Origin of the sequence: Novosphingobium rhizosphaerae, from assembly GCF_050920675.1 — a bacterium.
GTDB lineage: Bacteria > Pseudomonadota > Alphaproteobacteria > Sphingomonadales > Sphingomonadaceae > Novosphingobium > Novosphingobium rhizosphaerae.
The window spans coordinates 4,129,788-4,142,887 of sequence record NZ_CP137861.1; the positions used below are offsets into that span (position 1 = coordinate 4,129,788).

10 protein-coding genes are annotated in these 13,100 nt (G+C 67.3%); 5 read left to right on the forward strand and 5 right to left on the reverse strand.

The features are described 5' to 3' along the window. Positions 1-3: 3 nt before the first annotated feature. The 5 genes from R9J51_RS18720 to R9J51_RS18740 all read right to left on the reverse strand — a co-directional run bounded on the left by R9J51_RS18720 (position 4) and on the right by R9J51_RS18740 (position 6,897). Entirely contained in the window at positions 4-1,044 is a 1,041-nt protein-coding gene (locus R9J51_RS18720; RefSeq protein WP_432787668.1) for a serine hydrolase domain-containing protein, read from the reverse strand. Between the two features lie 240 nt (positions 1,045-1,284). After that, on the reverse strand, positions 1,285-2,544 hold the full coding sequence (locus tag R9J51_RS18725; RefSeq protein ID WP_179505367.1) for a TolC family outer membrane protein: 1,260 nt from the start codon (positions 2,542-2,544) through the stop codon (positions 1,285-1,287). Beyond that, positions 2,537-4,954 carry an ABC transporter permease gene (locus tag R9J51_RS18730; protein ID WP_179505368.1) on the reverse strand — a complete coding sequence of 806 codons (2,418 nt, stop codon included), beginning with the start codon at positions 4,952-4,954 and terminating at the stop codon, positions 2,537-2,539. Before R9J51_RS18730 ends, R9J51_RS18725 begins: the two co-directional genes overlap by 8 nt. Before the next feature lie 12 nt (positions 4,955-4,966). Beyond that, positions 4,967-5,647, reverse strand: a complete 681-nt coding sequence (locus R9J51_RS18735) for an ABC transporter ATP-binding protein (protein WP_179505369.1) — start codon at positions 5,645-5,647, stop codon at positions 4,967-4,969. 14 nt (positions 5,648-5,661) lie between these two features. Further along, positions 5,662-6,897 (reverse strand): HlyD family efflux transporter periplasmic adaptor subunit, encoded by a 1,236-nt coding sequence (locus R9J51_RS18740; protein WP_179506560.1) that lies wholly within the window; start codon positions 6,895-6,897, stop codon positions 5,662-5,664. A gap of 157 nt (positions 6,898-7,054) precedes the next feature. On the opposite strand from R9J51_RS18740, the gene R9J51_RS18745 reads away from it, so the two are divergent. The 5 genes from R9J51_RS18745 (at position 7,055) to R9J51_RS18765 (ending at position 13,084) form a co-directional block, all read left to right on the forward strand. After that, the gene (locus R9J51_RS18745) at positions 7,055-8,326 is read left to right on the forward strand and encodes a response regulator (RefSeq protein ID WP_179505370.1); all 1,272 of its coding nucleotides are present in this window, start codon (positions 7,055-7,057) and stop codon (positions 8,324-8,326) included. Then, positions 8,316-9,467 carry a sensor histidine kinase gene (locus tag R9J51_RS18750; protein ID WP_179505371.1) on the forward strand — a complete coding sequence of 384 codons (1,152 nt, stop codon included), beginning with the start codon at positions 8,316-8,318 and terminating at the stop codon, positions 9,465-9,467. The genes R9J51_RS18745 and R9J51_RS18750 overlap by 11 nt, the downstream gene beginning before the upstream one ends. A 172-nt stretch (positions 9,468-9,639) precedes the next feature. Continuing rightward, positions 9,640-11,151, forward strand: a complete 1,512-nt coding sequence (locus R9J51_RS18755) for a tryptophan halogenase family protein (protein ID WP_179505372.1) — start codon at positions 9,640-9,642, stop codon at positions 11,149-11,151. Further along, complete coding sequence (locus tag R9J51_RS18760; RefSeq protein WP_179505373.1) at positions 11,148-12,533, forward strand: putative 2OG-Fe(II) oxygenase; 1,386 nt, start codon at positions 11,148-11,150, stop codon at positions 12,531-12,533. Before R9J51_RS18755 ends, R9J51_RS18760 begins: the two co-directional genes overlap by 4 nt. A gap of 86 nt (positions 12,534-12,619) precedes the next feature. After that, positions 12,620-13,084 carry a GNAT family N-acetyltransferase gene (locus R9J51_RS18765; protein WP_179505374.1) on the forward strand — a complete coding sequence of 155 codons (465 nt, stop codon included), beginning with the start codon at positions 12,620-12,622 and terminating at the stop codon, positions 13,082-13,084. Positions 13,085-13,100 lie beyond the last annotated feature (16 nt).

Here is a 13,100-nt window from a genome sequence, read left to right on the forward strand (position 1 = left end):
CTTTCAGTTCATCTGGCCGCGCAAGAAGGCGATCAGTTGGGGATCACTGTTGGTGCCTTCGAGGATGGGCAGGATGACCCGCCATCCGTTGTCGCTGTTGGTCAGGATGACGATCCCGTCGCCGCTGGCGCGATTGATGGCGGCGAAGGTGAAAGCCCCGGCGTCCTTGCCGGTGTGCAGCATCGTCGTCCCGCCGGGAAAGCCGAGGAGCTGCCAGCCCAGGCCAAACCCGGTCCAGGGCGGACAACTGGTCGCTTTGGCTCCGGCACATGTCCCGGGGGTCAGATCGGCCTGCGACCGGCGGCGTTCTGCGGCAACGGAGGGGGCCAACCCACGGTCGTTCCGCACTGCGATGAGGAAGCGAGCATAATCGCGCGCCGTCGCGTGCGCCAGGTCTGCGGCATTGTAGTGCGTGACCGGCCCGAAGGGCAGCGGCTTGCCCGCCTCGTCATAGGGAACGGCGAGCGGCATCGTCGCGCCCTGCGCGGACACATAGCCCGAAGCCCGCATGCCGGCCGGGGCGAAGAGCCAGCGTCCCGCAAGCGCCACGAACGATTTCCCGGTGCGATGCTCGGCATAACGCGCGGCGTATTGATACCCCTCGCCCGAATAGCCCGTTGTCGTGCCGGGATCATGCTCGAAGGCCAGCCCCTGCGCGTCGCGCCAGTTGGGCAATCCGGTGCGATGGCTCAACGCCATGCGAACGGTGAGCTTCAGACGCCGGGGGTCGTGCGACAGGTCCGGATCGCTCCAATAGCGATCCATCGGCGCATCGAGCGCCAGCTGGCCAGCCGATACCAGCCGCAGCACGACCTCGGCCGTCAGCGGCTTCGTCAGCGATGCGAGATTGTAAGGCGTGGACACCCTGGCCGCACGGTTGGGGCCAGCCACGCCCCAAGCGCGCGTCGAGACGATGCGGCCGCTGCGGATCAAGGCGACCGATGCGCTCTCCACGCGCTGTTCGCGCAAGACGGTGGTCATGTCCGGCAGCGAGGCCTGGGTTCTGGCTTGCGCCACCGGCACCCAGCCCAGAACGGCCATCATGGCCCAAGGAACTATCTGCTTCAGCACGGCAACTGTATTACGCATGCAAAGCAGCTAGCGAGATCGACGGTCGGCAGCAACCTGGCTTGTTCCGGTCCCCCGTTTTGACAGACGTGGCAACCCAAGGGCACGCGCCATCCCCAGTTTGGCGGCGGCCAACGAGGCGGGAGGGACCATCGAAGCCAGAACGGGGACCAATTCCGATCCGGCTAAAACACCTGCAACGCAGCTGGGTGCGCTTCATGGGCCTGGTATCGCATCATGATCGAGGTGCCCGGTGGCGCGCAACAAGGCGGCTTGGGCAATGATCGTGTCGCTGCGGTTGCGCGCCAGGGCGAGCTGGGCGGAGCGCAGGCTTTCATCGGCAACGAGAATGTCGAGCGTCGAGCGCAGGTCGAAGCCATATTCGGCCCTGACGCCGCCCAGGGCAAGATTGGCTGCATCCACGCCCGCCTGGTTGGCGGTCATCTGCGCCTTGGCACCGGACAGCGCGGCCCAGGCGGCATCGGTGGAGCGGGTCGCCTCGCGGCCGGCGGCGGCGGCATCGAACATGGTTGCGCGGTGCTGGGCCTGTGCCTGGCGCACTTGCGATGCCACCAGCCCACCGGTCAGAAACGGTACGTGCAGGGTCAACCCCACATTCGCGGCACGCAGGAAACTGCCTGGCCCTGCCCCGCCGATGCGCACGTCATAGCCATAGCCGCCGCCCAGCGACACCGTTGGCGCGCCGCCTGCGCGCGCCTGCTGGATCCGGGCGCCGGCCGCATCGGCGGCACGCAGGCTCTGCTGGTAGAGCGGGTTGGCGTCCAGGGCGTCCGCACGCGCCTGCGCCAGCGTGGCCGGTAGCGGGCCGAGCGCGGGTGGCGGTGCCAGCGCGCCGGGATCATGACCAACCACCGCGCGATAATCGGCCGCGGCCCCATCAAGCTTGGCCTGGGCCGCGGCAAGCGTTGCGCCGGCGCTGGCACGTTGGGCCTCCAACTGGGCGACATCGGTGCGGGTGGCCTTGCCCAGGCGATAGCGGGCCTGCGCCTCTGCCACCTGATGATCGAGCAGTGCGATATCGGCCTTGCCGATTTCGACGGCCTGCTGGTCATAAAGCAGTTCGGCATAGACGCCGACGACTTGCGTAAGCAGCACCGCTTCGGCATCGCGCAGCCCCTCTTGGCCGGCGGCCACATCGCGATCAGCTGCGCGCACGCCCGACGCAATGCGGCCACCGGTCCAGATGGGCAGGCTGGCCGAAACGGTGCCTCCCGCGCCGCGATCATAATCGAACCGGTCATAGCCTGCCGCGCCGTCGGCAGCGGCGGTGATCCGCCCGGCCGCCCGGGCCTGTTCGGGCGTTTCGGCCAGCGCATCCTGCCGCGCCCGCGCAGCGGCAAGGGTCGGATTGCCGAGATAGGCCGCCTCGACTGCATCGCGGAGCGTCTCGGCCGCAGCCGGGGGCGATGCCAGCACCGTGGCCAGCGCGGCGGCAACCAGCATCGACTTATTCATGATGCAGCGCCCAGGCCGGGGTTGCCCGCGATGCCCGCAGGGATTGGGCAAGCACCGTGACCACCGCTATGCCCAGCGCCAGCAGCGTCGCAGCCACGAAATAGAGTGGCGAGAGCGCAATGCGATCGCTGAAGCCGGCCAGCCAATGCCGCATGGCAACCCATGCCAGCGGCCAGGCAATCACATTGGCCATCAGCACGGGACGCAGGAACTGGCCCACCAGCAGCCTGACGATATCGCGGGACGAGGCGCCGAGTGCCTTGCGAATGCCGATTTCCTTCACCCGCCGCGAGGTGTTGAACGAGGCGAGCCCCCACAGCCCGACGCAGCCGATCAGGACGGCCAGGACCGATCCGATGGTGAAGAGATTGGCCGCGTGGTCATCGGCAGCAAACAGCTTGGCAAGGTCCTGATCGGCCGGTGCGGCGTCGAACGGCACTTCGGGTGCGATCTTGCGCCAGGTGGCGCGCACCGCGTCCATCGCGGCATCCATGGGGCCGGCATAGCGCACGGTGATGACCGGCGCGCCGAGGTAGCGGCTCCAATAGGTGTAATACGTGGCGTCCATCGGCACGTGCGGCGAGAAAAAGCGCATGTCGTCGACCACGCCGATGATCGTGCGCGGCCGCCCCTTGCCAACTGTCTTGCCGACCGCATCCTGTGCGGAGCGGAAGCCGAGCATGGGAACGGCGGTGCGGTTGATTACGATGGCGCGGTTTTCGGTTCCCTTGGTGCCATTGGAATCGTCTGTCCCGTGGCGATCATCAAACAAGCGGCCGGCCACCACCCGCGCGCCATACGTGGTGAAGAAGTTGCGGCCGACGACGATCTCGCGCAGCGATGGGCCTTCGCCGGGGCGGCCCGGTATCTCGATATTGTTGGCGTTGTTGTTGCCAAAGCCGCCGGCGGCGGTATCGGCCATTGCCACCGAACGGATCATCGGCAGCCCGCCAATGGCGTCGCGCATGGTGCTCTGTTGCCCCTCGCTCAGCCCGGCGCCGCTCTTGATCACGATCAGCCCGTCGCGGGCAAAGCCGAGATCGGCCTGCCGCAGATGGCGCGTCTGTGCCACCAGCACGAAGGTGCCGATGATGAATGCGGTGGCGAGGGTGAACTGGAAGACGACGAGCATTTCGCGCAGCCTGGCGCCGGTGCGGCCACCGCCGGGCGAACGCGCCGATGCCAGGACGGCTGCGGCCGGGAAACGGGAAAGCAGCACCGCCGGATAGAGGCCAGCGCCCATCCCGACGACAATCGCCAGCACCACCAGCGCGGGCACGACCAGGGCATAGGGGATAGACAGGGTGAGCCCGGCCGCGGCATTCACCAGCGGCAGGCCCAGTTCTGCCAGCGCCAGCGCCAATAACGCGGCAAGCGCGGTGGTGAGGACCGCCTCTCCGGCAAACTGGCGCACCAGCGTGCCACGGCTGGCGCCCAGCACTTTGCGCATCGCCACTTCGCGGGCGCGCAAGCCAGCGCGGGCCGTGGCCAGGTTCACGTAGTTGACGATCGCGATCAGCAGGGTGAGCACACCGACAATGCCCAGCGTCACGATGGTCTGGCGCACGCTGGCCATTTCGCGGCCAGCCGGGGTGAGATGGTGATCGGCAAGCGGCAGCAGCGTGAGCTGCATCGTCTTGTCGGCGTTGGCGCCCAGATCGGCGGTGCCATGGCGGACGACGAACGCCGGCATCCTGGCGGCAAAGGCCTTGGCCGCAGCCGGGTCGGGAAAGCGCAGATAGGTGTTTACGGATGTGCTGCCCCAGCGATACCACCAGTCTTCATTGCCCTGCGGCGCCCCCTTGGGAATGCGGGCCAGCATCGTGAACTTGAGATCGGTATTGCGGGGCAGCGGAGCGAATACCCCCGCAACGCGATAGGGCGCGGTTCCTGCGCCGATGTTGAGCGTAAGGGTCTGCCCCACCGGATCGGTGGTGCCAAAGTATTTGTGCGCGATATTGGCATCGATCAGTACGTTGGACGGCGCGGCCAGCGCGCGTGCGCCATCGCCTTGCAGCATCGTCAGATCAAACAGGTCGAAAAACTGCGAGTCGACCCAGCCGAGATCCTCGGCCGTGCCGATGCCGCCGCGCAGCACCGTGGCCCCCACATTGTTGATGCGGGTGCCCGAAAGCCCGGGAAAATCGGCCTGCATTTCCTCCAGCAGGCCGCCCATCGTGTTGGGATAGGCGCCGTTGAACGGGCTGTCGGGCATGTTCCACACCGTCTGCACCAGATAGACCTGATTATGGCGAGGCAACCACGTCTCGTAGCTCGTCTCGAACCGCACATAGAGGCCAAGCACCAGGAACACGGCGATGCCGATGGCCAGGCCACCGATGTTGAGCGCGGCATAGAGCCGGTGGCGGGTGAGCGAGCGATAGAGGGTGAGGAAAGCAAAGCGGTTCATCGGCATGCCTCCTCAGATCGCGCGGGCCAGCGAGGCGACGATGCGCCCGTCGAGCATGTCGATCCGCCGCCGCGCGATGTCGGCATGGCTGGGCGAGTGCGTCACCATGATGATCGTTGCGCCTTCGGCATTGAGGCTGGTGAGAATATCCATCACCTGCTGGCCGTTTTCGGTATCGAGGTTGCCGGTCGGCTCGTCGGCCAGGATCAGCTTCGGTTCGCCGACGATGGCGCGCGCGATGGCGGCGCGCTGTTGTTGCCCGCCGGAAAGCTGGTGCGGAAAGTGCCGTGCGCGGTGCGATACGCCGACGCGGTCCATCGCGGCGGCAACGCGGGCCTTGCGATCGCCGCCGCTGTCCTGGCGATAGATCAGGCCCAGTTCGACATTTTCGGCAATCGTCAACTCGTCGATCAGGTTGAAGCTCTGGAACACGAAGCCCAGCGTCATCGCGCGAAAGCGGGCAAGCTCGGCTTCATTCAGCGCCACCAGGTCGCGATCGCCAAACAGATAGCGGCCTGCCGTGGGCCGATCGACCGTGCCCAGCGTGTTGAGAAGGGTGGATTTGCCGCAACCGGAAGGCCCCATGATCGCGACGAATTCGCCCGCTGCAACCTCCAGGTTGATGTCGGCAAGCGCGGTCGTCTCCACATCGTCGGAAACGTAGCGACGCTGGATATTCTCTAGGCGGATCATCAGGAGCCCTTCGGTCAGCGGAGGTTGAGGGTATCGCCCGTGATGGACGATGTGTTGGAGGTCACGATGCGGTCTCCCGCGGCCAGGCCCGAAAGGATTTCCACTTGTTCGGGGTTGCGCCGGCCAACCTTGATTGCGCGGCGCCGGGCATGGCGGCCATCGGCGTCGATCACGAAGGCAGAGGTGCCGCCGCCGCTGTCCAGCCAGCCGCCCACCGGGGCCACCAGCGCGCTGCTGGTGGCGCCCAGGGTGGCGCGAATATCCATGGTCTGCCCGCGATTGAGGCCTTGCGGCGCCTGGCCCTGAAAGCCCAGTTCGATGTGGAAGCGGCCGTTGGCCACTGCGGGCAGGACCTTGGTGATCACCAGGCCGATGCCCGCCTCGCCTTTGGCCTGCTGGCCCACCGCGACACGGCCGAGATAGTATTCGTCCACATCGGCAACGAGTTTCCACGCGCCTTCGCTATCGACCTGGGCCACGTGATCGCCGGCCTTGAGCGTCTGCCCGGGCTGGATGACCAGGTTGCCGAGACGGCCGGTGACCGGCGCGCGCACCACCAGCGCATCCAGCCCGGCGCGCACGGCAGCCAGGTTGCCGGTCAACCGCGCGCGGGTATCGGCCAGGCGCGAGGCCTGGACCCCGGCAGTGCGGTCTTCACGGTCCTGCCCGGTGCGCAGCTGGCCCAGGCGCTTGCGCTGATAATCGGCCTCTTCCTGATAGCTTTTGACGCCTTCGTCGGAAACGAAGCCCTGATCGTGCAATTGCTGGCGGATCGACAGATCGCGGCGCGCCTTGAGCAGGTCGTAGTTGGCCGATGCGGTTTGCGCCGCCCGATCCAGACGACTGCGTTCGAGGGACAATTCGTCACCGGTCAAGGTGCCGAGCTGGCTGGCGATCTCCGCCTCGCGAGTGAGAACGTCCAGCTTGAGCGTGGGATTGACCAGCGTGGCCAGCGGCTGGCCCGCATTCACCCAGGCGCCGTCCTGCACCAACAGCTTTTCCACCTGCCCGCCCGACAGGGTATCGACCAGCGTGGTGACCTTCGGAGCGACCGACGCACGGATCGGCAGATAGTCTTCGAACGGCGCCCGCGCGACAGCGCCCGTCTCGATCGTGGCTGCCGCAATGTCGGTCGATCCGGCCGCGGGCAGCAATCGCCAGGCGAGCCCTGCCGCCAGCACGATGGCCACGCCGCCGGCGACCCAGCGCCAGCGGCGGCCAAGGCGGGGCCGCGTGATGCGGCGGTCCATGCCCGCGCCATGGTTGCGCGGTGATTCGGGAGATGCTCCGTTGCTCATGCGGAAAGTATCGCAAAGTCTGGAGCTTTGAACTAATTGACTGCCAATAAACAATAAATCAGGTTTGTCTGGACAAGCGCGTTTGCGATATCGCACACACTGTCCGGAAATGGACACTTCCCCACGCCCGTCAACCGCTCCGCGCGTTCTGCTGATCGACGACGATCGCGATGTGCACCAGGCCGTATCCGTCCTCTTTGCCAGGGCCGGTATCGATCTGGTCAGCGCCATGCAGCCGGAAGAGGCCTATTCGGCGCTGGAACTGGCGTCGGCCGACGCCATCCTGCTGGATCTCAATTTCACGCGCGGCCGTACCCATGGCGAGGAGGGCTTTGCGGCCCTCGCCCGGCTCCTGGGGGATGATCCGGATGCAGCGGTGGTGGTGATCACCGGACACAGCGGCATTCGCATCGCCGTGGCCGCGATGCAGGCCGGGGCGATCGATTTCGTCATGAAACCCTGGCGCAACGAGGAACTGCTCGAACGCGTGCGCGCCGCGATCGCGCATCGCCATCGACGCCGGGAAATCGCGGCACTGCGGCAGCATGATGGCGCACTGGCCGATCCGCCGCGCCTGCTGGGCGCCAGCGAGGCGATGGAACGGGTGCGCGATCTGATCCGGCGGGTCGGGCCGACGACCGCCAATGTGCTGATCCTTGGCCCGGCCGGTTCGGGCCGCAGCCTGGCCAGCCGGGCGATCCATCATGCATCGGCGCGCGCGGCGGGCGAACTGGTGACCCTCGACGCGCGCGCCGCGGCCGACGTGCACGACGATGTCGCCGGCGCCGATATCGTGCGCGCGGCAGGTGGCACGCTGCTGCTGCGCCATGTCGATCGGCTGAACGAGGTGTCGCAGGGGCGCCTGCTTGCCCGCTTGCCCGGCGATGTCCGCATCATCGCCACGGCGCAGACGGCCGAGCCGTTGTTGCCGGCGCTGCGGGCCAGGGTCGGTACGGTAGACATCGCACTGCCCCCGCTGGCGCGGCGTGGCGGCGATGCGCTGCTGCTCGCCCGCCACTTTGCCCGCGCGGCCGAACGCCGCCATGGCCGGCCGGTGCTGGGCTTTACACCCGAAGCAGAGGCGGCAATCGCCGTGGCCCACTGGAGCGATGACGTGCGCGGGCTGGCCCAGGCGGTGGAGCGCGCAGTGGTGCTGGGCGATGGCGGCCTGATCGGCGAGGCGGATCTGGGCCTTGGTCAGCCCCTTGCCGAAAAGCCGGCCGGCGCGCCGGTTGCTTCCAGCCTCAGCCTGGAAGAGAGCGAGCGCACGCTGGTTGCTGCCGCGCTCAAGCGGCACGGGTTCAATGTCAGCCGTGCCGCCGATGAATTGGGCTTGAGCCGCGCCGCGCTCTATCGCCGGATGGCCAAGCATGGGCTTTAGCAGCGTCAAAACCGCGCTTCCGGCGCAAGTGCTGCTGTTCGGCTGCGGCGCTGCCACCGTGGCGGCCTGGAACGGCGGCTTTTACGCCTGCTTCGTGCTGGTGCTGCTGCTGGGCTTCTGGCTGGCAACGCTATCCCTGCTGCGGGCCATCCCCCCGCGCCCGCTGCCCGAACGGCAGGTGGCACGCGCCGATGGCGATGCAGATCGCGCAGTCTTGCGCGCGGTGCTGGACCAGGCGCCCACGCCCCTGTTGAGCGTGGAACGCAGCGGCCGCGTCCGCGCGCTCAACCGGGCGGCGCGCACGGTGTTCGGCATCGCAGATGTGCTGGTCGATGTCCCCGATGCCTTGCGCCACAGCGCGCCGCGCCTGCGCTATGCCGGGCGGGCTTATCGCGTCGACCGGATCGAGGCGCATGACGCGGGCGCAGCGCGCACCATCCTGGCACTGATCGACATCGAAAGCGAAGAGCGCATTGCCGAGGCGCGGGCCACGCGCGAACTGCTCGAAGTGTTGAGCCACGAGGTGATGAACGCGCTGACCCCGATTGCCTCGCTTGCCGAAAGTGCGCTGACGACATTGGATGATGCGCCGCCGCCGGTTGGGCTCCTGCGCGACATGATCGGTACCTTGTCCCGCCGTGCCGACGGGCTGCTGCATTTTACCCAGGCCTATCGCCAGTTGGCCCGGCTTCCCGAACCGTCGCTGGCGCCCACCGCACTCGACCTGCTGTTCGACGATCTGCGCCGCATGTTTGCCGCGCGCTGGGCGGGCCGCGTCACCTTGCTGGCGGATGCCCCTCCAGACGGGATGGTGGTGATGGACCGCGACCAGATCGGCCAGGCACTGTGGGCCTTGCTCCAGAACGGCGCAGAGGCAGCGCTGGACGGGGCAAGCGCGCCGCAAGTCCACCTTTCCGCGCGGCTGGACGATCGCGTGTCGCTGCGCGTGGCAGACAACGGGGCGGGCGTGGCGGATGAGGCGCGCTCGCGGATATTCCATCCGTTCTACACGACCAAGACGGAAGGCAGCGGCGTCGGCCTCAGCCTCGCACGACAGATCGCCCGTGCCCATGGCGGCGATCTGTGCCTGATGCCCGGCAAGGGCGCGGTGTTCGAACTGTCGCTTCCCAGCCACCTCTAGCGCGCGTTCGCCAACGGCATTTGCCCAGGCCGTCAAGGGCGAGCATGGTGACTTCATCTGTCAGGCGGCAGCGGCGGTAGAACTGCGTGCGGCGCCTCCCTGCACGAAAGCGTGCTTTGCGCGACCTGCAATTGATTGTAGGATCAGCACGCCCAGGGAGGGGACAAAGACAATGGATGATCGCAAGATCCGCAAGGTGTTGATTGTCGGCGGTGGTTCTGCCGGTTGGATGACCGCCGCGATGCTTTCGCACGCGCTCACGCGCGATTGCGCGATCACGCTGGTGGAAAGCGAGGAAATCGGCACGATCGGGGTCGGCGAGGCGACCATTCCGCCGATCCGCATGTTCAACCAGACCCTGGGCATCGACGAGCGCGAATTCCTGGCGCGCACCAAGGGCAGTTTCAAGCTGGGGATCGAATTCGTTGGCTGGGGCGCGGAAAACTCGCGCTATTTCCATCCTTTTGGCCCCTATGGCCGCAATTTCGACATGGTGCCGATGCACCAATACTGGCTGCGCGCGCAGGCCGAGGGCGAGACCGCGCCGCTCGACGAGCATGCCATGGCCTGGCACCTGGCGCGCGCGGGCCGCTTTGCCCACCCCTCCCCCGATCCGCGCAACGTGATGAGCACGTTCGATTATGCCTATCACTTCGACGCCGGGCTCTATGCCCGCTTCCTGCGCGAGCGGGCAGAGGCGGCCGGCGTCACGCGGGTGGAAGGCAAGATTGCCGATGTGGCGCTCGATGGGCAGACCGGCTTTGTCGAGGCGGTGACGCTGGAAGACGGGCGACGGGTGGAGGCGGAACTGTTCATCGATTGCTCGGGCTTTCGCGGGTTGTTGATCGAAGGTGCGCTCAAGACCGGGTACGACGATTGGTCGCACTGGCTGCCCTGCGACCGTGCCGTGGCCATGCCCTGCGCGCATCCCGCTACAGACCCCAATCCTGCCCCCTACACACGATCGACCGCACGCGCGGCAGGGTGGCAGTGGCGCATTCCGCTGCAACACCGCATCGGCAACGGCTATGTCTTTTGCAGCGCGTTCCTGGACGAGGACCGCGCGGCGCAGGACCTGGCGGCGAACCTGGATGGCAAGGCGCTGGGCGATCCGCGCGCGGTGCGGTTCCAGGCCGGGCGGCGCAAGCTGCACTGGAACCGCAACGTGATTGCCGTGGGGCTGTCCTCCGGCTTTCTCGAACCCTTGGAATCGACCTCGATCCACCTGATCCAGGCCAATATTTCCAAGATCCTGGCGCTGTTTCCCGACAAGGACTTCGATCCGGCCACCCGCGATGAATTCAATCGCATCGCCCATGGCGAGATGGAGCGCATCCGCGATTTCATCATCCTGCATTACAAGCTGACGCAGCGGCAGGATGCGGACCTGTGGCGCCATGTCGCGGCGATGGACATTCCCGATACCCTGGCCTTGAAAATCGAGCATTTCCGCCGCCATGGCCGGCTGATCGCGCGTGAGCTGGACCTGTTTGCCCCGCCATCGTGGCTGGCAGTGCACATCGGCCAGAACAACCTGCCCAAGGGCCACGATCCGCTGCTCGACTATCGCACGGCCGATGGCCGGGCCTGGCTGGCCAGGCTGCGCGGGGCGATGGCGAGCGAGGCGGCGCGGGTGCCGCTGCATGGCGCGGTCCTCGCGCAATTGACGCCGCAGGCAGCATGAGCGCGGGCGCGCAGGCCTGGCTAGACCGGGCCCGCGCCCTGCGCGCACGGCAGGACATGGTGGGCGCCGAAGCGGCCCTGGCCCAGGCGCACATGCTGGCGAAAGGCGACATGCAGATCGCCTTTCTGCATGCGCAGGCGCGCTACGAACTGGGGCACCGCGCCGCGCACGTCTTTGCCCACGTATGCCGGCAATGGCCCGATCATCTCGATGCGCAACGCAACCACGCCCTGGCCCTGGCGAGCGAGGGCCAGGTGCCTGCCGCCCTGGCCGCGCTGGAAGCCGCGCTGGCCCGCCACCCCACCTGGGCCGAGGGGCACCGCGTGCTGGGCTCGCTGCGCTGGGTGAGCGGGGACACCCAGGGCTTTGACGCCAGCTTTGCCCGCGCCGCCCGCGCGCATCCTGCCCATGCGCCGCTGTGGCTGGGTTGGTTTGCCGCCGTGGCCCAAGTGCGCGACTGGTCGCGCGCCACCGAGATCCTGAATGAAGCAGAGCGGCGTCTGGGCGCTCTGGCCGCCCTGGCCCAGGCGCGGGTGTTCCTGGCCGGCGAAAGCGGCGACGCGGCGCTGATGGCCCGCATTCTGGCCCAAGGCAACCTGGCGGCGAGCCCGCTGGTAACCATCGCGCGCATCCGCCAGGCCCTGCGCGAGGGCGCGCCCGATGCCGCGCTGGCGCTCGCACTCCCGCTGACGCAGCAGGCGCCCGGCTCCCCCGTTGCGGGACAAGCCTGGCCCTATGTTTCCACCTGCTGGCGCCTGCTGGGCGATCCACGCGCGGCCTGGCTGGATGGTGACCCGGCGTTCGTGCACAGCGTGGACGTGGGCCTTTCCACCGCGGAGTTGGGCGAACTGGCTGATCTGCTGCGCGGGTTGCACCAGGCGCAATTGCCCTATCCCGAACAATCGGTGCGCGGCGGCACGCAGACCGACCGCAGCGTGCTGCTGCGCCACGAAGCCCCCCTCGCCCGCGCACGGGAAGCGCTGCTGGCGGCCACGCACGATTACCTGCGCGCCCTGCCCCCACCCGATCCCGCGCACCCGCTGCTGTCCCGCCCGCGCGAGGCCTTGCGCATCAGCGGCAGTTGGTCGGTGCGCCTGCACGGAAAGGGTTTCAACGTCACCCATGCACATCCGCTGGGCTGGATCAGCAGCGCATTTTACTTGGCGCTGCCCGATCCTGCGGCCAACGCCGCGCCCGATGCCGGCCACTTTCACTATGGCGCGCCGCCAGAAGAACTTGGGCTGGGCCTGGCGCCTTACGGCACGATTGCGCCGGCGGTGGGGCAACTCGTCCTGTTCCCCTCCACGCTGTGGCACGGCACCGTCCCGTTCGACGCGGGCGAGCGGCTCAACATTGCCTTCGATGTGGTGCCGGGCATGTAATTGACGCGCCGCGCGGGAGCAGATTTCATCCCGGGCAGACCGCCTGGCCCTATTGCAACCACAATTGTGTTCGAGAAAATCGTTCCATGACAACCATCAGGCACGCCCAGTTCCCGGCCGACACTGCTGTGGTGCTGGATATCTGGCGAGAGTATGTCGCCAGTCCCACTGTCAGCCTCGACTATCAGGGAAACGAGGCGGAGTTTGCGAACCTGCCCGGCAAGTATGCGGCGCCGGAAGGATGTGTGCTGCTGGCGGATCGCAACGACGCGATAGACGGGTGTATCGCATATCGGGGGGTCGGTGCCGAAATTTGCGAGATGAAACGACTGTATGTCCGTCCCCGCGCACGCGGTCAGGATCTCGGCCGAAAGCTGGTGGGCCGATTGATCGACGAAGCCCGCACCGCCGGCGATCTTGAAATGAGGCTGGACGTGTTGGCGGAGTTCGCGTCCGCGCGCCAGTTATACGAAACCTTCGGCTTCGTTCCGGCGGAACCCGTATCGTACAACCCGATCCCCGGCACGGCCTTTCTTGGCCTGCGCTTATAACCTATCGATCCCAATC